This is a genomic window from Acidimicrobiales bacterium (assembly GCA_035294085.1).
In the GTDB taxonomy this organism is placed as follows: Bacteria; Actinomycetota; Acidimicrobiia; order Acidimicrobiales; family Bog-793; genus DATGLP01.
The window spans coordinates 12,603-37,981 of record DATGLP010000026.1; the positions used below are offsets into that span (position 1 = coordinate 12,603).

Annotated in this window: 15 protein-coding genes and 1 CRISPR repeat array; of the genes, 3 read left to right on the forward strand and 12 right to left on the reverse strand. The window is 68.5% G+C overall.

Annotation, left to right across the window (positions count from 1 at the left end):
• Positions 1–60: 60 nt before the first annotated feature.
• From VKV23_09175 to VKV23_09220, 10 genes are all read right to left on the reverse strand, one after another.
• Entirely contained in the window at positions 61–417 is a 357-nt protein-coding gene (locus VKV23_09175) for a tyrosine-type recombinase/integrase (GenBank protein HLI16205.1), read from the reverse strand.
• A gap of 108 nt (positions 418–525) precedes the next feature.
• A complete protein-coding gene (locus VKV23_09180) occupies positions 526–750 on the reverse strand; it encodes a hypothetical protein (protein HLI16206.1) in 225 nt (74 codons plus the stop codon).
• 6 nt (positions 751–756) lie between these two features.
• Positions 757–4,670: a CRISPR direct-repeat array (repeat unit 36 nt; unit sequence GCTTCAATGGAGCCACGGCCATACGGCCGTGGAGAC).
• 512 nt (positions 4,671–5,182) lie between these two features.
• The gene (gene cas1 / locus VKV23_09185; GenBank protein HLI16207.1) at positions 5,183–6,874 is read right to left on the reverse strand and encodes a CRISPR-associated endonuclease Cas1; all 1,692 of its coding nucleotides are present in this window, start codon (positions 6,872–6,874) and stop codon (positions 5,183–5,185) included.
• A 19-nt stretch (positions 6,875–6,893) separates the two neighbouring features.
• Complete coding sequence (locus VKV23_09190) at positions 6,894–8,033, reverse strand: hypothetical protein (GenBank protein ID HLI16208.1); 1,140 nt, start codon at positions 8,031–8,033, stop codon at positions 6,894–6,896.
• Positions 8,033–10,975 carry a type I-U CRISPR-associated helicase/endonuclease Cas3 gene (gene cas3u / locus VKV23_09195; GenBank protein HLI16209.1) on the reverse strand — a complete coding sequence of 981 codons (2,943 nt, stop codon included), beginning with the start codon at positions 10,973–10,975 and terminating at the stop codon, positions 8,033–8,035. The genes VKV23_09190 and cas3u overlap by 1 nt, the downstream gene beginning before the upstream one ends.
• Positions 10,976–11,432: 457 nt before the next feature.
• Positions 11,433–13,001 (reverse strand): type I-U CRISPR-associated protein Csb2, encoded by a 1,569-nt coding sequence (gene csb2 / locus VKV23_09200; GenBank protein ID HLI16210.1) that lies wholly within the window; start codon positions 12,999–13,001, stop codon positions 11,433–11,435.
• 1 nt (position 13,002) lies between these two features.
• Positions 13,003–14,232 carry a type I-U CRISPR-associated RAMP protein Csb1/Cas7u gene (gene cas7u / locus VKV23_09205; protein ID HLI16211.1) on the reverse strand — a complete coding sequence of 410 codons (1,230 nt, stop codon included), beginning with the start codon at positions 14,230–14,232 and terminating at the stop codon, positions 13,003–13,005.
• Between the two features lie 1,158 nt (positions 14,233–15,390).
• Positions 15,391–16,218, reverse strand: coding sequence for an ABC transporter permease (locus tag VKV23_09210; GenBank protein HLI16212.1), 828 nt, complete (start codon positions 16,216–16,218; stop codon positions 15,391–15,393).
• Positions 16,215–17,261, reverse strand: coding sequence for an ATP-binding cassette domain-containing protein (locus tag VKV23_09215; GenBank protein ID HLI16213.1), 1,047 nt, complete (start codon positions 17,259–17,261; stop codon positions 16,215–16,217). The genes VKV23_09210 and VKV23_09215 overlap by 4 nt, the downstream gene beginning before the upstream one ends.
• A 137-nt stretch (positions 17,262–17,398) precedes the next feature.
• Positions 17,399–19,516 (reverse strand): MMPL family transporter, encoded by a 2,118-nt coding sequence (locus VKV23_09220; GenBank protein ID HLI16214.1) that lies wholly within the window; start codon positions 19,514–19,516, stop codon positions 17,399–17,401.
• Between the two features lie 273 nt (positions 19,517–19,789).
• Here VKV23_09220 and VKV23_09225 point away from each other — a divergent pair, with 273 nt between their 5' ends.
• From VKV23_09225 to VKV23_09235, 3 genes are all read left to right on the forward strand, one after another.
• Positions 19,790–20,290, forward strand: coding sequence for a MarR family winged helix-turn-helix transcriptional regulator (locus VKV23_09225; protein ID HLI16215.1), 501 nt, complete (start codon positions 19,790–19,792; stop codon positions 20,288–20,290).
• 335 nt (positions 20,291–20,625) lie between these two features.
• The gene (locus tag VKV23_09230) at positions 20,626–22,413 is read left to right on the forward strand and encodes an MFS transporter (GenBank protein HLI16216.1); all 1,788 of its coding nucleotides are present in this window, start codon (positions 20,626–20,628) and stop codon (positions 22,411–22,413) included.
• Positions 22,400–22,918 (forward strand): MerR family transcriptional regulator, encoded by a 519-nt coding sequence (locus tag VKV23_09235; protein ID HLI16217.1) that lies wholly within the window; start codon positions 22,400–22,402, stop codon positions 22,916–22,918. The genes VKV23_09230 and VKV23_09235 overlap by 14 nt, the downstream gene beginning before the upstream one ends.
• Before the next feature lie 114 nt (positions 22,919–23,032).
• Here the strand turns inward: VKV23_09235 and VKV23_09240 are convergent, their stop codons facing one another.
• A complete protein-coding gene (locus VKV23_09240; protein HLI16218.1) occupies positions 23,033–23,491 on the reverse strand; it encodes a YbjN domain-containing protein in 459 nt (152 codons plus the stop codon).
• A 3-nt stretch (positions 23,492–23,494) separates the two neighbouring features.
• Positions 23,495–25,147, reverse strand: coding sequence for a hypothetical protein (locus VKV23_09245; protein ID HLI16219.1), 1,653 nt, complete (start codon positions 25,145–25,147; stop codon positions 23,495–23,497).
• Between the last annotated feature and the right edge of the window lie 232 nt (positions 25,148–25,379).

Sequence of the window (25,379 nt, forward strand, 5' to 3'; positions counted from 1 at the left end):
GCCCTACAAGCCTCCGGTGACAAGCGATGACGGGGCCGGATGTCAGTGAAAAGTCACCGCTCAGCGGAGCAGGCTCGCGCTGAGCCGCTCGCCCGCCTCTTGGGCCATGTTCGGGAGCAGGTGGGCGTAGCCGGCGAGGGTGATGGTCGGGTTCGCGTGGCCAAGCATCTCGCTCACGATCTTCACTGGGACCCCGTTGGCGAGCATGAGGCTCGCGGCCGTGTGGCGTAGGTCGTGGAACCGCACGCGGGGGAGCCCCGCGGCCCGCACGAGCGCGTGGAAGCGCGACGACACCCAATCGGGGGAGAGCGGCTCGCGCAACGTGTCGCAGAAGCAGAAGACGTAATCGGTCGCTGCCCACGCTTCACCGGCGCGAAGGCGCTCCTCCAGCTGGCGCCAGCGATGCGTGCGAAGCATACCCACGAGCGCGTCGTCAAGCCCGAGTTCGACAGTTGCTGGACACACACGACGCCAACGAGGGCCTTGACCAGGAGCGACGCGAGGAGCCCGGCGGGCGTGTAGTGCCTAGGCCGAACGTGCAGTCCGTCGGCGGGGCCGCGGAGCGGTCTCGTGCTCGACGAGCAGTGGCGGCTCGCGCAGCTCGAGGGCACGTAGGATCTCGCGCTGGCGTGGGGTGGTCTCGGTGCGCTGGACGACGCGTCCGGCAGGTCTGGAGAACTCACCGAGGTGCATGCGCTCGAGCTCGCGCCGGACGTTGCGCCACGTATCACCGGTCGCCCGCTTGATCACGCGGACCAACATGAGCGCCAAGAAGCACACGGCCGTGGAGACGCCCTCGTCGAGCTCGGCGAACTGGACCCCGAGCTCGCGCTTCAATGGAGCCACGGCCATACGGCCGTGGAGACGTATCCGTTTCCTCGGCGCCGAGGAGCTACGGGACCAGCTTCAATGGAGCCACGGCCATACGGCCGTGGAGACACCCATTCGAGGTCGAGGCGCTCGAGCAGCGGCGCGCTTCAATGGAGCCACGGCCATACGGCCGTGGAGACGACCCCGAAGCCACCGGAGTACAGCGGCACGAGCTTGCTTCAATGGAGCCACGGCCATACGGCCGTGGAGACATCCAGTGCCACGTGGCCAGCGAGAACTGCCAGGCCCCGCCGCTTCAATGGAGCCACGGCCATACGGCCGTGGAGACGACGCCCAGGGCGAAGGGGTGAGCACGCATATGTTCTCCGCTTCAATGGAGCCACGGCCATACGGCCGTGGAGACGCACCGACGCCCGCGCGCTGAGCGCCGACACGGCCGGGCTTCAATGGAGCCACGGCCATACGGCCGTGGAGACATGATCCAACCCCACAGCGCGGGCCAGACAGCGTCCGCTTCAATGGAGCCACGGCCATACGGCCGTGGAGACCCGTCCCACTTTCCCGGCCAGATGAGGTCGGCGAGGCTTCAATGGAGCCACGGCCATACGGCCGTGGAGACAAGACCAGGACGCCGAGGACGAAGCCGGGGTGGTGCCAGCTTCAATGGAGCCACGGCCATACGGTCGTGGAGACGAGAGACACCCCATGCCAACGACCGCCACGATCAACTAGCTTCAATGGAGCCACGGCCATACGGCCGTGGAGACGCGACGATGGCCTCGGCCCGTCGGAGGATCTCGTGGCGGCTTCAATGGAGCCACGGCCATACGGCCGTGGAGACGAGGGTCGTCTTTCCCGCGCCGGTGGGGCCGTAAATGCTTCAATGGAGCCACGGCCATACGGCCGTGGAGACTTGCGGGATGCTGCCACTAACTGGGCACGATCAGTACTAGCTTCAATGGAGCCACGGCCATACGGCCGTGGAGACGGCCTGTCGCGAGCCAAAAGGAGATCGCGGAGCTGGCGCTTCAATGGAGCCACGGCCATACGGCCGTGGAGACATTATTCGGCCCAAAGCTGTTATACGGCGAGGAATGCTTCAATGGAGCCACGGCCATACGGCCGTGGAGACGGTGTCCCCTTCCTGGTAGTCTTTCAAGTGCCGACTTGCTTCAATGGAGCCACGGCCATACGGCCGTGGAGACCCGGTGCCGGTGCGGGCATTCGCCCGTGACGTTGTCGGGGCTTCAATGGAGCCACGGCCATACGGCCGTGGAGACTACATGGGGGAGGCGTCGTGACCGTTGACCATAAAGGCTTCAATGGAGCCACGGCCATACGGCCGTGGAGACTGCCACAAAGTCGTAGTCCGCTATCCACGATCCGCTAGCTTCAATGGAGCCACGGCCATACGGCCGTGGAGACACCGCGCCGGTGCGCAGGTCGACGCAGACGTAGGTGCTTCAATGGAGCCACGGCCATACGGCCGTGGAGACGGTTGCCTTCCAGCCAACCGCCGCAGTGAGGCGGGGGCTTCAATGGAGCCACGGCCATACGGCCGTGGAGACTCGGCAACCTCAGCCCACAACAAGCATTCAATCCGGGCTTCAATGGAGCCACGGCCATACGGCCGTGGAGACCAGATGAAGGTGGTGCAAGTGGTGGATGGTCCAGTAGTGCTTCAATGGAGCCACGGCCATACGGCCGTGGAGACTATATACTCGTCCACGTATGACCGGTATGCATCGTAAGGCTTCAATGGAGCCACGGCCATACGGCCGTGGAGACTGCGCTGCTCGCGCGGCAACGAATGCCGCAAAAACAAGAGGCTTCAATGGAGCCACGGCCATACGGCCGTGGAGACCCGGCGGAAGGCTGCGGCCTGCCGATGACCTTGCGGCGGCTTCAATGGAGCCACGGCCATACGGCCGTGGAGACGTGGGGAGCCGACGAAACACGCCTCCGGCGATGGCTAGAGCTTCAATGGAGCCACGGCCATACGGCCGTGGAGACGTCGCGATGCCCGCGTGGAGGCTTTGTATCCGCGACTCGCTTCAATGGAGCCACGGCCATACGGCCGTGGAGACGCCGTGTACCAGACGTGCACAGATTGCGGCATATTCGGGCTTCAATGGAGCCACGGCCATACGGCCGTGGAGACGCGGCATCGGGTCGGACGACATCGCATACGGATGAGGAGCTTCAATGGAGCCACGGCCATACGGCCGTGGAGACCGGCTCCTCGCCCTCATGCAGCGGTGGGAGGGCGGCTTCAATGGAGCCACGGCCATACGGCCGTGGAGACGGAGGATGCATGATGGCGACAACGACTGTGCAGCATTGCTTCAATGGAGCCACGGCCATACGGCCGTGGAGACTGTACGGCAGCCTAGTGGAGTGTCCTCGATGCGATCGGCTTCAATGGAGCCACGGCCATACGGCCGTGGAGACGTCGGAGAGCGCGTCGCGTCGTTTGTCGGCGGCGTCAGGCTTCAATGGAGCCACGGCCATACGGCCGTGGAGACACGTACCTAGCGAGCAGCCGCCGCTGGGACGGCTCGCTTCAATGGAGCCACGGCCATACGGCCGTGGAGACGCTGTGGCATTGGTCGCCAATACGGCATATAACGCGAGCTTCAATGGAGCCACGGCCATACGGCCGTGGAGACATCGCGAGTGGCAGGAGATGGCCTTCGAAGAGGCAGCGCTTCAATGGAGCCACGGCCATACGGCCGTGGAGACCACCTCGCGCTCACGCAGCCGTCGAGTGCGGATGTCGCGCTTCAATGGAGCCACGGCCATACGGCCGTGGAGACGATCCATCGGGCGGCGAGGTCGTCGTACTTCGGGCGGCTTCAATGGAGCCACGGCCATACGGCCGTGGAGACATTACACAAGACAAGGCGCTTGCAAAGGGCGATATCTGCTTCAATGGAGCCACGGCCATACGGCCGTGGAGACCCTCGTTCACTGCGTCGCGCATCGAGAAGTACTTCGCGCTTCAATGGAGCCACGGCCATACGGCCGTGGAGACACTCCAGCCGTAGACGACGAGCGAGTAGCCGGCAAAGCGCTTCAATGGAGCCACGGCCATACGGCCGTGGAGACTGCCGCACAATCTGGGCGTTCGACGCAGAATATGTGGGCTTCAATGGAGCCACGGCCATACGGCCGTGGAGACTTTGTTGACTGGCGGGCGGGTCAGCGGCGCGCCTTTCGCTTCAATGGAGCCACGGCCATACGGCCGTGGAGACTACGCGGTCGCCCACGCCGCCCCACGGAGTTTCGGCGCTTCAATGGAGCCACGGCCATACGGCCGTGGAGACTTCGGTAGCGGCCGGTAGTGATATCCGTATTGTGCCGCTTCAATGGAGCCACGGCCATACGGCCGTGGAGACTTCCGCTTCGGCAAGGCGCGCAACGTGAGGATGAGCGGGCTTCAATGGAGCCACGGCCATACGGCCGTGGAGACAATTGTCCGTCATTATGATGTTATAGGTGCCCATGAGGCTTCAATGGAGCCACGGCCATACGGCCGTGGAGACGCCGCCGGTCCGAAGTACACGGCCGGTGTCCAGGCTGTGCTTCAATGGAGCCACGGCCATACGGCCGTGGAGACCCGCAATACCGGTCGCAATTGCATAATATCTTGGCGAAGCTTCAATGGAGCCACGGCCATACGGCCGTGGAGACTCGCATCAAGAACGGCACGATGTCGCCCGACGAGGCGCGCTTCAATGGAGCCACGGCCATACGGCCGTGGAGACAGTTACTGCAACGCTCTATACACTGATAAAAACTCGGCTTCAATGGAGCCACGGCCATACGGCCGTGGAGACGGCGGAGCACGTTTGCCCTGGTCACCGCCCAACTATACCGCTCGCATGCGAGCGCCAACTCGTTGCGCGAACCAATTCCTGGCCAATGCCTACCGGTTCCGTCGCGCCAAGCCTCTGACCAGGTCGAACGCTGTGCGAGTAGCGCCCAGCTTCCGACGTAGGACCTCGGTGCTCGAATGTCCGAAATGTGCTCTTTATCTGCCAAGGAACGATATTCGTCGTTCAGACGATTACGGCTCGATGGATCTCGGGAGATAGCTGGCGTCCGAGCGATTTAAAGCGGCGCCTCGCGCTTCCGTACGAGGGACCGAGGTCGACAATGAGTACTGCATCATCGGTGAGCTTGACAACTCGGCGGAGTGCGGCTTCGAGAAGCATCCGCTCGACTGCAGACAGGTCGCAGAAAAAGACCGAATACTGCAGGGGTTCGCGGAAACCGAGCATCGTTTTGTGCGTGCGTCGTAACCTGTCTGAGTCGCGAACGTCGTAGCAGACGAGATACCCGTTGCGACTCATCGCGTCGTGAACGACCGATACTCGGGCACCTCACCCGCGATTGTTCGAGCCATCAGACGCGCCTGCATCTCAAGAAGCCGTCGGTAGCTGACTCGGTATCGGAACAGCGGGTGCCGGACCAATGTCTCCATGCGTGATTCGAACGCTCGAATAACGTCGCGGCGCGGCCCATCCCGGAGGTTACAGCCCGGCCCTCTGACGATGAACGCTGAGCGGTCCAAAACCCGATTGTTGAAGAGCGACAGGCATACGGAATCGGCGATGAGTGGCCGGAACTCCTCCATCAGGTCGAGCGCAAGCGATGGACGTGCCGTCCTGAGCCGGTGGTACACACCGCGGTAGGGATCGAGGCCTACGGCGATGAGGGCGCGCAGTACGTCCTTCATGAGGAGGGAGTACAGGAAGGACAATGTCGCGTTGACCGGGTCGGGGGGTGGCCGGCGATCACGGCCAGCAACGTCGAAACCCAGAGGGTCTCTCAGCATTCCGGCGAATCCTGCGAAGTATGCACGCGCCGCCATCCCTTCCAGCCCGAAGAGGCGATCCATTGACGCGGCCTCCTGCGCGAGGCGTGCGTAGCGCGCGATCTCAACGAGTATCCGCGCGATTTGCCCGGGGTGATTGCGCCTCAGGAGTGTGCGCTGATTGCGCAACTTGCCGACGACGATGGCGCGTGCGATTGGCAGCGCGCGCTCCTCGTCGTCTGCCACGCGGTACTGCTGCATTCGGAGTTCGACGTTCCGGCTCGGCACCCCGGTCGTCACCGCGGCGAGCCACCCTCCGTAGCTGTGGTGGAAGATAGGGATCTCGCGCTCGGCGAGGGCGCGCAGCGCCTGCGCGGATAGCTGGACGTTCCCGTAGAGCGACAGCTGCGAGATGTCGAGGAGCCGAACGGACACTTCTTCACCGTCTCGACGGCGGACGACGATCCGCTCCCCAGACTTTCCGACCGCCGCGCCCTGTTCAACCACGTAGACGGGCTGGGCATCGTCGCGAGCAGGGACGAGACGTCGGACTTCCCCGATCGGTGCTCCGCGTAGCAGCTGAACCTCGTCGGGCAGACAGATTCCGACGAGGGAGCAGCGCGGGCACTTCGGACTATCGATGAGCGGGGGCGGCGGGAGGGGCGCCGCGGCTACGCGCTCCAGCTCGCGGACCGCCTCTAACGTGCGCGCGATAAGGGCGTCGTCGAAGTGCACAATGAAACGTTGCTTGGTCTCTGCGTAGTACACGACGCCTTCGTCGCAGCGGTACCCGTTTTCGCGGAGAATCAACCCCTGGACACACAGTTGGACCCGTTCCGGGTCCCATGGCCCTGTCGGACCTGGCGCACCTTTCTTGTAATCCACCGGGCGCACCGCGCCATCGCTCCCCTCGAGGAGGTCCATCCGAGCGACGAGACGTGCCCGTGGGGCGGATAGGAGGACCGCGCGCGCGGCGACCTGGTCGTCGCGAGCCATCTCGTCGGGTGGCGGGAGACGACCCACCTCGGTGTCGACGCGTCGGTGGACGTGCTCCCCTTCGAGTGTGTCGACGCTCTCCGCCCACTCTCCTTGAACCCACTCAAGGTAGAACAGTCGCGGGCAGTAGACGAATTCGTTCACCATCCGCGCCGGGACCATCTCGGGTGGCTGTTCACTCGACGGCGTGGCGGAGTTGACGTCCTCTCCCGTCCCGGACGTGTTCATCGGCTCCACTGGATCCGAGTCAGGCGACCCGGCGAGCGGGCGCGAAGTTCACCTTGCGGTTCATTCCGTCGCCGACGGTGATTCTGTCGGCTCGGTACGCGACGGAGATCCCCCGAGCTGCCAACACGCTTGCATTCGGCCTCTCCTGGGCCAGCTCTCGCAGCTGCAGGATCGACCGGATTCCGTCGCGCTCGAGCGGGTTCCCCCAGATCGGCCACGTGAACGACCTCCCGGATTCGTCCCAACCCGTGGCGACGACGCGAGATCCGACCGCACTCATCGGAAAGAGCGCGAGCGCTCGGTACGCGAGGAGATTGGCCATCCACATCGTACGCGCCTTGTTGCCCGGGGCGGTCGGATCTCGGTCCATCAGTGCGTAGCGGCGGTCCTCTATTGGGTCCCACCGCATCGACAGGCCTTCGTCACGGTAGTCCCACGGTTCGAAGAGGACGCGCCGCACGCCATCGATGCCGACCTTGTCAACGAGGGCGCGCGCCGTGTCGAGAAAGTACTGATGTCCCGAACCAGTGATGAAGCAGAACGGAGTCGATGACACGACGTCATCCGCCGAGGACGACGCACGTCCGCCAGCGTCGGTGCCAAAGGCCGCGAGGAGGTCGAGTGCCTCCCGATCGCGCCAATGCGCCTGGCCTGCGAACGCCGAGGCGTGCTCCCGGTACTCCGAGACCGTGCAGTCGATCCTCCTACCGAGCGCAAGCTCCGGTCGGGGAACCGCTGCGGCAAGTGCCGCGAGCCAGGACCTGCGCGCTTCCTCGAAGGCGCGCTGGAGGGGTTCCTGCTCGCGCGCAAGTGCTTCCCGGCGCTCGGCTCCGCGGAGTCGGCGCCCCCTGATCTCCGCGAGCTTGTCGGCTGCCGCTCTCTTCGCGCGCTCCATTGTCTTCTCGGCCTGTCGACGTCGCTCCTCCGCCTCCGGGGCGACTGACCTCCCCGCGAGGCACGCGGCGACTGCGTGTGCCACTTCATCCTCCGTCGCGCCGCTCCGGATGAGAACCGGGACCCACCGACCGGAGAATCTCCAGGCGAGGGCCGCGCCCGCTTCGTCCGCCGATTCCCCGAGGACGACGACGACTCCGAGGGCCGCGAGGAATCCGAGCGGGTTTGCTCCGTCGATCCCTGGAAGCAACACCGAGTCGACCATTACTGACTACCCCCTGGTGCGAGGAAGCTGCTCGCGTACCAATCGGCGAGTCGTACCATCGCCTCGAGGAAGGCGAGCCCCCACCACCCGTAGCGACGATTGAGTCGCCAGAACGACTCGAGCAGGCCTGAGTCGATGCGGTGGGCGGTTGGCCCCCCGGACCGATCGGTCGCGCCGAGAACGAGCTCCACATCGCCGAGCGTGCCGGAGACGGCGGGTGGATCTGGATCGATGACGACCGGAGCAAAGGGGCGACCGTGTCCGTGGTGGCTCGCGACGAGGTGGGCGACGAGGTCGCTGTGCTCACCGACCCGACCGAGCTGGCCGAAGCGCCGCACGAGCTCATGTGAGAGCATCTCGTGGCGGAAGCCCTCTGGCAACCCGCTCGCGTCACGGATTGCGCGGCGGCGCGCCGGTGAGGACGGAACGCCCGCTGACTTTGCGAGCGGACCGTCCGCGAGAGCGAGGGCTACCTCGTCTCCCCGCCGGAGCATGAGCTGGAAGCGCGGGTCGAGCTTGCCGGCATCGTGCCAGAACGCCGCTTCGGCGACGGGCTCGCGCAGCCCGGCGGGGAGGCATCGCTCCCCGATCCGTTCGGCGGTACGCCGGACGAGACCGGAGTGCGCTTCGAGGGAGACCTCCCGGTCAGCCACCGACGCGAGGTCGTCATCGTCGGCGAACAGGTCCGGCTCCGCAGCGCGCGTTTGTCCTGTGCGCGCGACGAGGACGATTCCGCCCGCGGGATGCTCGATCAGCTGCCCCCATCGAGCGGCTTGCAGGAGACTGATCCACCAGCGGGGTGGCACAGACGGCTCGTCGTCATCGCGTCGGTCGGCGAGGAGGGCATTGATCGACGCGGTGATCGCCTCACGGTCCGGCTCGTCCGCCGCGGCGGAAGCAAGGAGATCCGCAATCCGAGGGTCGTGTCGCCAGGGAGCAAGGGCCTCCTCATTAATCCGAACGGCGGGGCCCTGACCTGACGCGGCCCGGGCCACCTCCCACACGTCGATGCCGTCGCTTCCGAGGGCGCGCTCGCGTGTTGCCTGACCGAGGGCCTCGATTCCGTAGGTAGCGGGAACAACGATCACGTCGCCGGGCGCGAGCGCCCCGGCCGATCGCGCGATGGACGACCGGTCGCGCCCGCGCCAGAGCAGGCAGGGCCGGATCGAACGGCCGAGTTCCGATCGCGTCTCCTCTTCGGGCGGACTATCGCCGCCCTCGACGTCGATCCCGTCCCGCTCGGCACGTCCGCGCGCAAGCCAGTCGCGCACCCGCCAGAGGGGGACTCGTAGGATCTCGCCGCTCACGGGCGGGCAGAGGGCAACCGACTCGACCCACCTGGTGGGATCGTCACCGAGGTCGCAGCGCCAGAGGACCGATACCTCCGGAATGCCGGTGCGGCCGTGGAGGAAGAGCGATACGTCGGGCTCCGGGTGCGGGCGCGGTGCGGTCTGGCACAGGAGGTCGAGGTGCGCGGGAAGCAGTACGGGCGCGTCCGGGCGCGGAGCCATGAGCGCGCCCAGGTCCTCGACGCCTGCGAGGGCAGCGTCGGCTGCTCCGATGCCGAGGTCGACGACGGGCCTCCCTACCGCGTCCTCGATCGCGTGGTCCTCGAGCCATCTCCATGTTTCGCCGAGCGCGGCGCCATAGATAGGATCGAGCGCCTTCCCCTCGAGATCGCTGTCGCGCACGAGGATCGAGGCCAGCGCGGGTTCGTCCGAGCCGAGCCGGGCGAGCCTCCCGAAGCGCTGGCGGAGCGCGTCAAGGCTCGCGCACTCGGTGACGAGAGCGTCGAAGCTAAAATCGGCTCCGACCTCGAGGCATTGGGTCGCGACGACGACGACCGGGCGCGGCGGATCCTCGGGTCCTGATGCCCGGAGGAACGAAGCCCACCGATCGATGAGAGCATCACGCTCGACAGGTCGGATCCTCCCGGTCATGAGCACGACGTCGGGACGGTCCGCCGCGAACGCGTCAGCGCACGCGGCCTCAAGGGCCTCAGCGGCAGCAGTTGCCGTCCGCACGCGATTCACCATCACCGCGACCCTGCGGCATCCGCGACGGAGGAGTTCGACGGTGCGCCCAACTGCAGCTGCGATGAGCGGGTCCTCGCCCTTGTCTTTTGGTCCGCGTCGGGATCGGACCTTGACCAGCTCGGCAAGTTTCGCCGTCGTGATTCGCCGCTCCAATGTCGGGTGGTCAACGGCGTCGGCACGCGCGGCGCCAGGGAAGACGTCCCCTTCCCTGAGCTGCGGTGGCGTCGCCGACATCACGGTGTACGCGAAAGGGGTGACGATCGGCTCTGCAGCCCAGGCGGGGCCTCGATAGCGGGCAATCGCCTCGAGCGTCTGCATGAACGGGAACGAGCAGTGAGCCTCGTCGAGGACGATGAGGCTGTCGTTCGCGGCGAGCCCGGCGAAGATGGGCGCAGACAGAAGTCCGTGGCTGTAGCTGCGAAAGAGTAGCTGAGAACCGATCTGGTCGACGGTCGAGGTGATGACCGCCGGCTGGCTCGGTATGCGCACCCACCCGTCGTCGTGCAGGACGCCGCCACGCAGACGACCGACCGCCAGCGGACGCTCTGTTCCCGAAAGCGACCGGAGCCGCTCCGCGACGACGCCGACCGGGCCATCGTTCGCCCGGCGTAGCGTATCGGCGAGCGCACGGGCCCGCTCGAAGGCTTCGTCGACGACGACCCGGCGGTCGACGACGAACCAGATCCGCCGAGGTGCGCGCCGCTCCTCGAGCGGTCGGTCTGCCTGGGCGGCCAACGCGTAGACCGCAATGTCGATGCATGCCGTCTTGCCCGATGCAGTCGGGAGGTCGATCGCGCGTGGCCAGTCGCCGTCGACCAGGCGCCTCGCGAGAAGTTCCTGCCAGGGAAACGGATCCCGAGCCCAGAGGGCCTCAAAATAGGTCGAGAAGTCGGGCATCGTGCTCATCTCGTTCCCCCACCCTGTCGTCCTCGCCTGTCCGATCGGCCCCAACTGGTCTTGGCACTCCGGGCTGACACCACGGCGAACTGGTCCTGACCCATCCGGCTGGAGTCTTCGACCTCCTGGCGACCGCACGACCCCGCTCGGCCATACTGGCGCGAGGACCTCGGCGCGCTGCGGAGGGCGGCCGCATCGGCGGTGCGTCGGCGGGAACCATTCGGGTCGCGCCCATCGCCTCCACCTGCTGTCTGGACCGTGGCGAGTCGCTCCTCGCCGCAGTCTCCCCAACACCAGCGGACCATGTACTGGTGGACGACCCCTCGGTCAGGGGATCGACACTGCCCGGTAATCAGGAACCGGCTGAGACCGGCTGGCTCGTGCGCAGTCCATCGCTCACTTCGCATCGGCGCGCTCGCGCCGTCCGGTTGCAGATCTTGTAGCGCCCTCGGGAAGTTCGCCCTCCTCACCGCTCCTCCATCGGGCGACACAGGCCGTACCCGCGATATCGGCCAGCACCGAGCATGACCGGCCCGCGCACGGGCTCCTCGAAGATGACGATCACGTGCGTATGTCGGCGCTCTGTACCGTCCTTGCGGGTGAGCCGTGGAAACGCGTGTGCAAACGGAACGCCGAGATGCGCGCTAGCCGGCGTCGTCACGACCTCCCGTGGGCGCGGTAGGCCGATCGCGGTGCAAGCGGCCGCGACCATTTCCGCCACCTGCTGGCGGTAGGAGAACGGGTCCCGGGCCTTCGGGTGGCGATCGAAAGCGACAGGGGTCACGCTCGACCAGTGGGTTGCGCCGTCGGGATAGGCGGTCCACGCGTTCGGCTGGAGGTTCCAGGCCGGTCGATCGGACATGTCCCGAGTGAGGCCCCATACTCCAAGGCGCCCGAGGCGCAGCTCCTCGACCTGGCCAAGGACGCGCAGGACTTCCCGTCGTTCGGTGCCGTCGAGACATGCCGGGAGGAACGCGCCCAGGCCGAGGAGATGACCATCCGCGTGGGCATGTCCAACGAACGCGAGGGGGACGAGCGCGAGGTGAGCTTCCTCAAGCGGCGCCCCAGTGGCCCCGTGGCCGCTCACGAGCGCGCGAACGCGCTCGGAAGCCCTTTCGCTTGCGGCGACGAGAGCCTCGCGCCACCGGCTCACGACCTGGAGAGCCGCCGGAAGGCCGAGAGCAGCGAGCGGCCCATGTCGCCACTCAAGTCCGAAGACGATCGGGTGCGGGCTGAAGTCGCCCCCGGGCACCTCCCGCGCCGGCATGGTGATCTCGGCTCGCGCGTACCCCTGGTAGCAGGACACCTGCGGCCGGTGCTGCGATGGCGGCAGGTTCCCGAACTCGTCGCGGAGGCGTTCGCGGGCGGAGCGGGCTCGAGAACGATCGACCACGTCTTCGGCAGCGAGGAGCAGCTCGCCGTAGGCATCGACCGCCGTGGCGTTGTACCGACGCTCAAGGTCCGCAAGTGTCCCGGATCCAACGACGCGAAGGTGGATCTCCGCACGCTCGTCGTCGGGGATCCAGTTCGGGAAGCCTACCTCGTCAGCCTCTGCCACCCACATGTGGACAAGCGACGTCGAGTGCCCGATCCGGCTGACCTTGGCGCAGAGTTTGGAGAGGTCACTTGCGATCGTCGCCGGAACCTCCGTGGCGGGCCAGATGAGGTAAGCGGTCTCGTCCTCAAGCCAGGCCCGTGCGAAGGTGCGAGGCTGGCGGTCTCGAGTCACCTGCGGTGCGGACTGGATTATCGCTGTCGGCGGCTTGGTGACCTCGCCCGCCTTGTCGTTCACCGGCACGAACTGTGTGACGGTCTTGCGTGGCATCGCCCCCCGAGCCGAGAGAGCCGGCGCAGGTAACGATTCGAGCCACCGCAGCGCGTCTCGTTCACCGACATGCTCACCGGTCTGGAAGTAGGCTGCGGCGAGCGCCATGAACACCCGCGCCGGATGGGGGGGCCATTCAGGCTGTCCGCGGCCATCGGGCTCGGTGGCGGCAACGAACCCGTTCAGATAGCGAATTCCGAGCGCGAGCACGTCACAATGCCTCGACCGATTCCCGCGCGGCCTCAAGCTGGCTTAAGCGGACGAGCTTCACGAGCTCGGCCGACGGCTTGAGCACGATCGGCTCGGTGTTCCACGGCAGGCCGACCGCGCGCGCGGCGGCGACAGCTTCGCCCAAGAGCGAGATCGCGCTCGTCGGGGACAGGGCGAAGGAGCGTGGTGTCTCGCCCGGCCGCTCGAGCAGTTCCCAGACCATCGCCCCCTCGGGCCACAGTACGCATCGCGACCGGAGGTCGACGCCGGCCTCGAAGGCGAGCGTCGCCGCGGCTAGTCCGAGCGCAGCGAGCACGGCGCGGGCGCGTGCGTCGATCGCGGCGTCGGTCCGGCCGTCAAGGGGGAACCGGAGGCGACGGAGGCAGATGAGCGACAGGGTTGTCGTCTGTTCGACCCACTCAACCGTGAGCCCGGAGTTCCGTACGTCGAACGGCACATTCGAGTGGTTGATCTCTGACGGGCGGACCGCTCCACTCTCCTTTGCGGCCGCGACCCGAAGGAGGGATCTATCCTCGCCGCGAACGACGCTGACTACCTTGCTGATCTCGAGCGGATCGCGCCGAAGGCCACGGGACCGGAACGTGTCCTCCCATACCGCGCCGACCCCCACCATTTCGGAGACGAGCGCCCGCTCGAACTTCGGCCCGAGACCGCCCTTCGGGCCCGTCGAGTCCCACATCCCGAACACGAGGGCCGTTGGGCACAGCTCGAACAGGGCCGTCGCGTTCGACACCCGCACCGAGTTGAGAGCCTTCCCTACTATGGAGTGCCGAAACCTCACGCCTGCGAGCTCGCTGTCGCGTAGAATCGCGTCGGCGAGCCGGTGTGGCACCTCAAGGCTTGTCAACCGCCCGACCGATTCGATGAGTCGGTCGCCCGCCCCGTCGCCGGCGGAATTGTCAACTGGGTCGTAGTCAGAGAAGTCGACGACCAGGAGTGGCAACGCGATCGCACCCGCGTCGCAGGCCTCTTGGAGTGCCAGCTCCATGCGGTTGGCTTGGCTCTGCACGCTGTCCATCAGGACGCAGTCCACCGGCTGGTCGCGCCCGGGAACGACGCGCTTCTCGAATGCGTAGTCGCCGCCGGCGAACGTGGGAGGGAACACCTTGTCCCCCGGACCCCCGGCAGGCTGGAGCCGACGGCGGCAGCGAAACGCGGCAGCGGATCCCTCGATCGCGGCGAACAGGTCATCGAACCTGAGAGCCTCCATGCCCTCCTCCCTTCTTGCACGCCCCGGTGGCGCCTGAGCGTTGGCGTACACGGCCTCGGACGCAGGCTCCGGCGTGATGCTACGCAGCCGCTGTATCAGCGTCGATGGCCGATCGCTCGCCGGATGGGACGTTCGGTTTCTGTGGTAGCTCTAGGAGCCAGCGGAGATGTTGAAGGAGCTGGCCGAGTGCGCCAGGGCCGCACCCCCTCTCACGCGTCACCGTAAGGCCGCGCTAACCATTGATGTCCGGTCGAAGACGGACAGAAAGCCCGACGTCGAACGTTGCCGGTCCAGTAAACACACACGGCAGCAGCGATGCCGTGGTCAAATACCGACCAGGGATCCACGACGCTGAGAGCGTTGGCACACGACTTGGTCTCGATGCGCGGTCTGAGCTGTCTTGCATGGATGGAATTACAGGCGTGTAATTGTAGGCCATCGCCCGCAAGGACAAGGCGAATTCGGTCTGTCCCGATTGCCGCTCACCCACAACGCCGTGACGCGCGTGGCCAGCCGTAGGCCGCGCTCGTCTACTCCTTCGGGCGCGAGGACCAGCCCACCCGCGAGGCTCTCGACGGCGCCGTGCGCTTGATCTCGCGCGTGGTGGAGCCCTCGGGGTTCTCGAGGTCCTGGCAAGGACCGAGCCCTAGTCCGTTGGCTTGCGCACGTTCGGTGCCGCGTCCGTGCTCGACCATCTCCGGAAACGGCATCGTACCGGCACGGCGGTCCAGTCTGTGGCCGGCGGGAGACGGCTCGTCGAAGCGATGGAATCGGTGCCGTCCTGCCTCGTGGCAAACCACTCGCCCGAGCCGTCCTCGAAGCTCTACGCGTTCGATTGCGCCAACAAGAGTGGTCGCAATCTCCGACATGGTCGACGTCGGCGAGGGCTCACAGGTCTCGTCCTGGGGCGGCCGGCACCACTACGAGCGGACCCGAGACCATGCCTCGACACGTGAGGTCCTGCGCGACCCTGGGCTCGGCGAGTTGCCGATGGTCCGTGGCCTCACGCTTCGGACGACGCAAGGCAACAAGGATCGCATCGGCACGACACTCGTTGGCGGTTCTTCTACCTGCAGGTTTCGCAGCAGGGTGATAGGACGGTCGGACATCACCGGCGGCGAGGCAGGTGCAGAGCAGCTGCCTCCTGCGCCAGCAGGTTCAGGTGGCCCGCCGATAGGCGCGTACGGCCAGAGGGACGAAGACCGCCGCGATCCCGGCCAGCCACACGGCGCTCTGCCAGGCGTGGAGCTCGAGGGGACCGCCGAGCGCGAGCGAGCGCATCTCGTCGATGACGATAGTGACCGGCTGGTTCTTCGCGAAGGCCTGCAGCCACCCCGGCATCGACGGGACGGGGACGAAGGCTGAGCTCACGAAGGTGAGCGGGAACAGCCACACGAGCCCGAAGGAGCCCACCGACTCCTCGTCCTTGATGGCGAGCCCCACGAAGGCGCTGATGGTGCAGATCACCGCGCCGAAGACGACCCCGAGCACGACCATCAGCACCGCCGGCACGACGCCGTCGTGGAAGCGGAAGCCCACGGCGTAGCCGACGGCGAGGATCACGAGCACGGTGACGGCGAGGCGCAGGGTGTCTGCCATGAGCCGTCCGACGAGGACCGCCGAGCGCGCGATGGGCATGGCCCGGAAGCGGTCGATCACGCCTCGCTGCAGCTGGCGGGCAAGCGAGATCGCCGTACCGAAGGAGGCGAAGGCGGCCGACTGGGCGACGATCCCGGGCAGGAGGAAGCTCACGTAGCCCCCTGGGACCGGGACGGGAATGGCGCCGCCGAACACGTAGCGGAAGAGCAGGACGAACATCACGGGCTGGATGATCGTGAAGAAGAGGAAGGCCGGATTGCGGAGCCAGATGATCAGCTCGCGTCGCGTGAGCGTGGCCGAGTCGACCAGGCCGAGCCGGAGCCGGCGGGCGAGCGGCGCGCCCGGGATCTCCAGGGCCACGAGGTCCGAGGCGCTCGTCGTGGTCATCGCTGCTCCCCGCTGCGCCGGGCAGCCCGGCGAGCGCCCCGTGACGCCGCGGGCTCCGGCTCGGCCGCGCCGTGGCCGGTGAGGGCCAGGAAGACGTCGTCGAGCGACGGGCGGCGGATGCCGAGCCCCTCGGTGTGGATGCCGAGGGCATCGAGCCGGCGCACCGTCTCGACGAGGGCTCTCGAGCCGTCCTGGCCCACCCGCAGGCGAAGCTGGCCAGCCTCGGCATCGGCGGTGGGGTCTGCGTCCGACAGCGGGCGCAGCGCCTCGGCCGCCTCGCCGAGGCGCTGGCGCTCCACCACGGTGAGCTCGAGGATGTCGCCGCCGATGCGGTCCTTGAGCTCGCTCGCCGTCCCGGCGGCGATCACCTGGCCATGGTCGACGACGACGATCTCGTCGGCCAGCTCGTCAGCCTCCTCGAGGTACTGGGTCGTGAGCAGCAGCGTGGTCCCGCCCGAGACCAGCTCGCGGATCACCTGCCACATGCCGAGGCGGCTGCGGGGGTCGAGGCCAGTGGTGGGCTCGTCGAGGAAGAGCACCTGCGGCCGGGCCACCAGGCTCAGCGCCAGGTCGAGGCGGCGCTGCATGCCGCCCGAGTAGCCCCTCGCCGGCCGGTCGGCGGCATCGGTGAGTTCGAAGCGCTCGAGAAGCTCGCCGGCTCGTCGCCGCAAGGTGGCCGGATCGAGGTGGTAGAGGCGGCCCATGATCTCGAGGTTCTCGCGGCCGGTCAGCTCCTCCTGGATGGCCGCGGACTGGCCCGCGAGGCCGATGATCTCGCGTACCGCGGCCGGCGAGCGCACGACGTCGCGGCCCTCGACGAGCGCCCGGCCGCGATCGGGTGCGAGCAGCGTCGTGAGGATCTTGACGACGGTGGTCTTGCCTGCGCCGTTCGGCCCGAGCAGCCCGAGCACCCTTCCCCGGTCGACGACGAGGTCGATGCCGCGCAGGGCGTGGACCTCCCCGAAGGACTTGTGGACGCCCTCGACGTAGATGGCCGGCCCGTCCCAGGCGCCCCCCTCCCCCCGCCAACGGTCCGCGCTCATCGTGCGCCCCCGTCGCGCCACGGCATCGCCGGCGCGCGGCCTTCGGCGCGTGCCGCTCGAGCCCGCCGGTGCACCGGCCCGGGCGCATCGGCGCGGGGCCGGCTGAGTCCAGTCGCCGTGTGCATCGTCTCGCGACGCTAGAGGGAAACGAGCGCGTCGGTGGCGAGCGGCTCGCGTTCGCGAGGTGCGCCCCGGCGTCGCCGGACGAGGAGGGCGCGGGCGACAGGCCGCGGCAGCCACCAGTTCCACCGGCCGAGCACCGAGACGAGGGCGGGCAGGAGGAGCCCTCGCACGACCGTGGCGTCGAGCAGGATCCCGGCGCCGAGACCGGTGGCCAGCACCTTGATGTCCGTGTCGGGCGCCGAGGCGAGCGACGCGAAGGCGAGGAACAAGATGAGCGCCGCGCTCGTGACGAGGCGGCCGGTGCGCCCGAGGCCCTCCACGACCGCGGCGTCGGTGGCCCCGAGCCGGTCGTACTCCTCGCGCACCCTGGTGAGGATGAAGACCTCGTAGTCCATCGACAGCCCGAAGAGGAAGGCGAAGATCATGAGCGGCACCCAGAAGGTGATGGCGCCGGTGGCGGGGATGGAGAAGATCGCCGACGAGCCGTGGCCCTCCTGCCAGAACCACGTCATGAGGCCGAAGGTGGCCGCCATCGAGACCACGTTGAGCAGGACCGCCTTGATCCCGAGCAAAAGCGAGCGGAAGGCCCGAGCCAGGAGGAGGAAGGTCACCACCGCGATCAGGGCGAACATGAGGGGGAAGCTGCCGAACACGGCACGGACGTAGTCCTGCTGGATCGGGCCGAGCCCGCTCACGCCGAGCACGCCCGGCACAGCGCGCAGGGCAGCCTCGGTGGCGCGCACCGGGGCGAGGGTGGCGTTGTTCACCGTCTCGACGTCGGGGATCACGATCGCGTCCGAGGTGCCGCCACGGTTGCCGGTCGGGCCCGCGGGGATCGTCACGCTGCGGATGCCCGGTACCCGGCGGAGGCGGGCGAGGACGGCCGGCCCGGCCGCCTCCGTGGTGAGCACCTCCATCGGGGTGAGCACGCCCTCGGGGACCCTGCCGGCGAGCAGCAGCTCGTAGGCGTCGTGGGCGGCACCGGTGTGGGCCTCGGCGGCCGCCGATGTCTGGCCGACCGTGAGCGAGAAGACGGGCACCACGGCGATGGCGAGGGCCGCCACGGCGACGCCCGTGGCCCACCAGCGCCGCCGAGCGACGAGGGCCGCCCAGCGGTTCCACCACCGGCTGGCCCGGTCCTCCCGGCGGATGCGTGGCCAGTCGAGCTTCGCACCTGGCCCGGCGAGCAGCGCCGGCAGCAAGGTGTCGACGACCACGACGGACACGAGGGGGATGAGCATGCCGCCGATGCCGGTGCTGCGCAGCCCCGGCACCGGCAGGACCGCGAGCGCGGCGAGGCCGACGGCCACCGTCAGGCCCGACAGCACCACCGCGCGGCCCGCGGTGTCGGCGGCCGCGAGGACGGCGTCCGTGGTGTCGAGCCCCCTCGCCCGCTCCTCGCGCCAGCGGGTCACGAAGAGGAGCGAGTAGTCGATGGCGATCCCGAGCCCGATCAGCGCGACCAGGAACTCGACGATGAAGGAGACGTCGGTGACGTAGGTGAGCACGAGGACCGCGAGGAAGGTGGCCAGGATCGACACGGCCGCAACGAGGAGGGGAACGAGGGCGAGCAGCGAGGCGAAGACGAAGGCGAGCACCGCGAGCGCGCCGAGGCCGCCGAGCATCGTCTCGGCGAAGACCCCCGGGCCCTTCGGTGCAGCACCCGCGGCCAGCTGGTCGATGCCCGTGAGGCCGACCCCGTAGCCGGGGAGGGCGCGCCGGAGCTGCCCCTCGGCCCTGGCCGCGAGGCCGGTGCCGGCGAGGCTGTTCGTCGGGGGAGCGAGGAGGTAGGCCCAGGTGGCGCGACCGTCCGAGGTGAGGAAGGCGGAGTCGTGGGTGACGGCGTAGTCGACGATGCGCACGCTCGGCTCCTCGGCCCGAACCCGTTCGAAGGCGCGGGCGACGGCACCGTGGTCGGCGGCGATCGTCTGGCCGGCTGGGGCGCGCACCACGAGGATGGCCGGGTCGGACTCGGTTCCGTAGGTGCGCAGGATCCGCTGCGCGGTCTCGTAGCCCGGCTGGCCCGGCAGGGAGAAGTCCACCGTGAGCCGCGCTGGCACCTTGCTGGCAGCCAGCGCGCCGGCCGCGAAGATCGCAGCCCAGAACGCGAGGACGACGGCGCGGTGGCGCACCACCCAGGAGGCGAGTCGGCCGGTGGGCCCGAGCTCCGGTCCTTCCTGCCGGAGGGCGCTCCCGGTACCGATGGCGGGGGAGCTGGGGGGCTCGGCGAGGACGGGCACGGGGCCTCCATTCGGATCAGGATCGTTCGGTAAGGAATAATTCTACATCGACTCGTTCCTCTTGTGAAGTAGGATCGTGTCATCGCTTCCGGACGAGGACCTGAGGTCGCCCGCTCGACGCCCGAGGAGGCGCAGGGGCCCAAGGAGGGGCGGAGCGCTGGCCCGATGCCCCCCCCGTTCGGCGACTCCGTGGGCTTCCTCCTCTCCCAGCTCGGCTACGTGGTGGCCCGGCGGTTCCGGGCCGTCATGGCCGAGGTGGACCTCGAGCCGCGCCACTTCGCCCTTCTGCGGGCGATCGAGGCCAACGAGGGCCAGTCCCAGAGCGTCCTCGTCGAGCGCCTGCGCATCCCGGCGAGCAGCATGGTGTCGGTGGTCGACTACCTCGAGGAACGCGGACTGGTGGAGCGGCGCGTGCCTCCCGGGGACCGCCGCGCGCGCACCTTGCACCTGACCGCCGCGGGCCGGGACCTCGCGGCGCACGCGGCCGGCCGGGCCATGGCCTTCGAGCGGGAGCTGTGCCGGGGGCTCGACGACGCTACGCGCCGGGAGCTGATCGAGCGGCTGCAACGCATCGGCCGCAACCTCGAGGTGGTCGAAGGGGTGCACCCTGACGTCGCGCTCGGGCACCACGCCCCCAGCTGGACCGAGTCGGCGCCGCTCGGCTGATCCCGACCTCCGGGCAGCCGGCCGCCTCTGCCTCGTCGGCGTCGCGTGCTTGGCGCGCGACGCTGCTCGCCTCCGGTTGCTCCTCGGCGGCGGACGGCTCGGCGGAGCCCGCGCCCGACGAGCGCTCGTCGCGGTTGGCGGAGCCACCACCGAGTGCGCCCGGCTGGTGTCGAGCGTGCCGGCCGCGCCGTCGGGGCGCGCGTCGGGGCGTGGCAGGCCGTCGTCGTGCCTGCACGCGGCGCGTGACCTCGCGGTGCGCGCGCCGGAGCGGTGCGCTGCCGACGCGCTGGGCGCACTTCACGTTCACGTAAACAAGAGGCTAAGGTGGGCAGCGCATGCGTGAGACCGAGCTGAGGCGCACCAGTCCGGAGCTACCGGCGCGCGCGGCAGCGCCGAGCATGCGAGCCGTCGACGACCGCTACAAGTGGGTGGCGCTCTCGAACACGACGCTCGGGGTGCTCATGGCGGTGCTCGACTCGACGATCATGCTGATCGCCCTCCCGGACATCTTCCGCGGCATCCGTATCAACCCGCTGCAGCCGGGCAACAGCTTCTACCTGCTGTGGATGATCCTCAGCTTCATGATCGTCTCGAGCGTCCTCGTCGTCGGTCTCGGGCGCCTCGGCGATCTGTTCGGCCGCGTCCGGATGTACAACCTCGGCTTCGCGATCTATACCTTCTTCTCGCTGCTGCTCACCGTGACGTGGATGTCCGGTCGGGCGGCCGCGATCTGGCTCGTCGTGATGCGCGTCTTCCAGGGCGTCGGCGCGGCCTTCCTCGTCGCCAACTCGGCTGCGATCCTGACCGACGCCTTCCCGGAGAACCAGCGCGGCCTGGCCCTCGGCATCAACCAGATCGCGGGGCTCGCCGGCTCGTTCATCGGCCTCGTGGTCGGCGGGATCCTGGCGCCGATCGAGTGGCGGCTGATCTTCCTCGTCTCGGTGCCGATCGGCCTCTTCGGCACCGTCTGGGCCTACCTGAAGCTGCGCGAGGTAGGGCCGCCCCGGGAGAAGCCCCGCATCGACTGGGCGGGCAACGCGCTCTTCGCGCTGGCGCTCGTCGGGATCATGGTCGGGATCACCTACGGCATCCAGCCCTACGGCCACTCGTCGATGGGCTGGACGAGCCCGTTCGTCCTCGGCTGCCTCGTCGGCGGGGCGGTGCTGCTCGGGGTCTTCTGCGTCGTCGAGCTGCGCGTCGCCGAGCCGATGTTTCGTCTGGCGCTCTTCCGGATCCGAGCCTTCACCGCCGGCAGCCTGTCGACGCTGCTCGCCGCCATCGGACGGGGCGGCCTCATGTTCATGCTCATCATCTGGCTGCAGGGGATCTGGCTTCCCCGCCACGGCTACGACTTCGCGCGCACCCCGTTGTGGGCCGGGATCTACATGCTGCCGCTCACGGCCGGATTCATCGTCGCCGGGCCGGTCTCCGGCATCCTCTCGGACCGCTACGGGTCCCGCCCGTTCGCCTCGGGCGGGATGCTCGCCGCCGCGGCCTCCTTCGGGCTGCTCGAGGTGCTGCCCGTCAACTTCTCCTACGCTCCCTTCGCGCTGCTCCTCTTCTTGAACGGGCTCGCGATGGGCGCGTTCGCCTCGCCGAACCGGGCCGGCGTGATGAACAGCCTCCCCGCCCGCCATCGCGGCGTCGGAGCGGGCATGAACTCGACCTTCCAGAACTCGGCCCAGGTGCTGTCGATCGGGATCTTCTTCACGCTCATGATCGTCGGCCTCGCCTCGTCGCTGCCGGCCGCCCTCGAGCACGGGCTGCGCGCCGAGGGCGTGCCGGCCGCGGCCGCCTCGGCAGCGGCGCACCTCCCGCCGGTCTCCACGCTGTTCGCGGCCTTCCTCGGCTACGACCCGGTGAAGCACCTGCTCGGCAGCGCCGTCCTGGCACACCTGCCCGCGCACGCCAGCGCCGCGCTCGAGGCTCACTCGTTCTTCCCCAGGCTGATCGCCGCACCCTTCCGCCGCGGGCTGCGCGTCTCGTTCGCCTTCGCGGCCGGCGCCTGCCTCGTGGCCGCGGCGGCCTCGTGGCTGCGCGGCGGTCGCTACGTCTACCATGAGGTCGAGCCTTCTGCTCCCGACGGCAGGTACGGGGTCGCACCGGCGGATGGGGGGGTCTGAGGCGGTGTCGAGGCCAGCAGCCGTTGCCGGCCCACGGGGGCCGGCAGCTGCGCCCGGCACGCTGCGCATCGGCGAGGCCGCGCGCGCCTGCGGCGTGACGACGCGCACGCTGCGCTACTGGCAGGAGATCGGCCTCATCACGCCGAGCGGCAGGCGCGAGGGGGGCGAGCGGCTCTACTCCGACGCCGACGTGGCGCGTGCCAGGCGCATCAGGGAGCTCCAGGACCTGCTCGGCTTCTCCCTGGCCGAGATCCGGGCCGTCCTCGAGACGGACGACGTGCTGGACCGGCTCCGCTTCGCCTACCGCTCGAGCGCCCGGCCGGAGGTCCTCCTCGAGCTGCTCGGCGAGGCGCTCGAGGCCAACGACCGGCTGCTCGCCCGCCTCGACGAGACGCTCGCGCGCGTACAGGCGTTCCGAGCCGAGCGGGCCGAGAAGAAGCGGCGGCTGCGGGCGCGCGCACGCGAGCTTCGCGCCGCGCTCGAGAGGGAGGCGACGCCGGGCTGATCGGATGGCTCGCCGCTCGAGCGGCGAGCAGGCGCACGATCTAGCCGTAGAACTCGAGGTCTGCCGACTCCAGTGCTGCCTCACTCACTCAACGAGCGAGGTGGTCGATCCCGGTTAGCCGTCCTCGCGCTCCACCGCGGCGACGGCCGACTTGGCGTCGGACCCGAGCCAGGCCACCGCCTCGATGGCCGGCAGGTACCGGTCCATCGCGAGGACGTTCTCGTAGATGACCTTCCCGAGGTGCGCGGGAGCGAACCCGCCCTCGGGCATGGCCTGCCCGGTGCGGTAGCGGAGCTCGCCGTCGGCGAGGTCCATCTCGAACGCACCGAGCATGAGCCCCCAGTTCGCGCGGCACAGCAGCTCGGCCATCTCGAGGCGACGGTCCTCCGGGATCGCGAACGGGCAGGAGGAGTACACGATGAGCGCCGGTGGGTCCTCGAGCGCCCGCGCGTAGCAGATCCACTCCCCGTGCTCGCCGGTGCACGGTGCTCGGAGCATGTCGTTGCCGAGGCGCGAGTAGGCCCAGCCGTCGTCTTCGAAGAAGCGGGCGACGGATTCGAGGAGCTCCCCCACGCGCTACTCGTGGGGGAGGTAGCGGTCGAAGGGACGGAGCGCGTCGGTTGCCGCGTACTCCTCGGGCTTGAACCCCCGCAGGACGATCGCCGCGTGCAGCGGGTCGCCCTCGATGAGCTTGAGCGCGTCGGCGGGCTTGGAGAAGAACTCGAGCGCCATGGAGACGACCTCGGCATTGCCGGACCGGTAGGCGGTCGAGGTGTAACGGCCGGTCACGTACTTGCCGCCCCAGCGCCCCTCGGTGTACTTCGTAACGATGTTCTCGCCGGAGCGGGCCGGTCCGCCTCCGGCCTCGGCGTGGCGAGTGCCGAGCAGGAGGTGGATGTCGTGCCACGTGCGCATCGGCAGGTGCTCCTCGAGGACGTGGCCGATCTCGTGCGCGATGACGTTCGTCGCCTCGTTGTAGGCGACGTTGATGAGGCCTCCTCCGCCGTTCGCTCGGAACGAGGGAGACGGCTTCGAGTGCACGATCACCTTCGGCCGGGGGATGCGGGCGATCATCTCCGCCGAGAGGAAGGCCCGCGTCCAGTCGTCCGCCCGGTCAACCCTTCGGCGGAACTTGCGGCTCTTCAGGCGGCGCTTCGAGAGCCACTTGATCACGGCATCGTCCACCTCCTCGATGCCGTCGACGAGCCGCCCGCCACCCTTCCACTCCCTTCGCGCCTCGCCCTCTCGCGGCTGGTGCTGCTCAGCGCCGCCACCGCTCAAGATGAACTCGACCGTCGGCATCTTCTTTAGGGCGGCGGCGAACTTCGGGATGTCCTCGCGTGGGACGTAGGCGGCCTCCAGCTTGACGTTCTTCCGCTTGTCGAGGAAGCCCTGCGCAGCCGCGCCGAAGGTCAGTTCCTTCGTGATGAACTCCCGGTCGGGGCCGACGGAGGGGTCCTGACGAAGGTTCTCGGCGACCCCCTCGGAGACGAGGGGGCTGAACGCGTTCCACAGCGCCATGAGGGCCTTGCTCCTCGAGTTGCCCTTGGCCAGCTTGATGAACGTCCTGTTCGCGTCCACGAGGTCCTTCGCGCCCGCGACGGCGTAGCCCGCCGCCTGCCAGAATTCCTGGAGGTCCTCTTCGGTCGGCGGGTCCTCCTTCTTCTGCAGCTTGTAGCTCTCCGCGACCTCGTCGCGCAGCTTGTTCACGCGGGCCGGGTCGGAGAGGATCTGCAGCGCGACCTGCAGCTCTCGCGTCTGCGCGACCTCGTACAGCATCTTGTCGCCGTGCTGTGCCTTCCAGTGCTCCTCGAAGGTCTTGGACGCCATCTCCTTGTCACTCGGCAAGGCCTCGCCGCGCCGAATGTTGAACGCGCCGGTCTTGGGGTGGCGGTACTTGTTCCACTGCTTCTTCAGCCAGTTCTCCCGCTGGACGGCGAGGGCGCCGAGGCGCTGGAGGGGCAGGCGCTGCGCCCGGCGCGTCTGGCCGCTGCCCTCCTCCTCGTCCTCCTCGCCGGAGTCTCGCTGCGGCGCGATGGCGTGGCGCTGGACGCAGAGGCGCTGCGCTTCGAGGTTCTCGCGCCCGCGGGTGCTCGCGGGCGAGCCGCCAGGCCAGGCGCGGCCGAGAGCGGCGACGGCGACTCGGTTGCCGGCAGTCGCCTGCAGGTCGAGGAGCGCCTGGACACTGAGCGGCTGGCCGAGGCGGTAGGGCTCGCGTTCCCGGGGCACGGCGCCCGATCGCGTCGCGTCACGAGCGTCGGCGGGTGTCCTGCAGGTCGTGTGGTGATGTCTCACGCGGCCTCCCTCCGAGTGAGCAACGAGAGCATAGACGACCGAGCGGGCCGTGGCAGGGGTGCCGCGGCGCCCGCTGCCCGGATCGGCGCCGCCTCACGGTCGTGTGCTCGCCGGCTCGCTCAGTGGCGCGTGTGGCCCGGGCGCGGCGCCGTGTTGTGGTATACCA

Coding starts and splice junctions, on each gene's coding strand:
- VKV23_09175 (HLI16205.1), bottom strand. CDS start 417: ATGCTTCGCACGCATCGCTGGCGCCAGCTGGAGGAGCGCCTTCGCGCC.
- cas1 (HLI16207.1), bottom strand. CDS start 6,874: ATGAACACGTCCGGGACGGGAGAGGACGTCAACTCCGCCACGCCGTCG.
- VKV23_09190 (HLI16208.1), bottom strand. CDS start 8,033: ATGGTCGACTCGGTGTTGCTTCCAGGGATCGACGGAGCAAACCCGCTC.
- cas3u (HLI16209.1), bottom strand. CDS start 10,975: ATGAGCACGATGCCCGACTTCTCGACCTATTTTGAGGCCCTCTGGGCT.
- cas7u (HLI16211.1), bottom strand. CDS start 14,232: ATGGAGGCTCTCAGGTTCGATGACCTGTTCGCCGCGATCGAGGGATCC.
- VKV23_09210 (HLI16212.1), bottom strand. CDS start 16,218: ATGACCACGACGAGCGCCTCGGACCTCGTGGCCCTGGAGATCCCGGGC.
- VKV23_09215 (HLI16213.1), bottom strand. CDS start 17,261: ATGAGCGCGGACCGTTGGCGGGGGGAGGGGGGCGCCTGGGACGGGCCG.
- VKV23_09225 (HLI16215.1), top strand. CDS start 19,790: ATGCCCCCCCCGTTCGGCGACTCCGTGGGCTTCCTCCTCTCCCAGCTC.
- VKV23_09230 (HLI16216.1), top strand. CDS start 20,626: ATGCGTGAGACCGAGCTGAGGCGCACCAGTCCGGAGCTACCGGCGCGC.
- VKV23_09235 (HLI16217.1), top strand. CDS start 22,400: ATGGGGGGGTCTGAGGCGGTGTCGAGGCCAGCAGCCGTTGCCGGCCCA.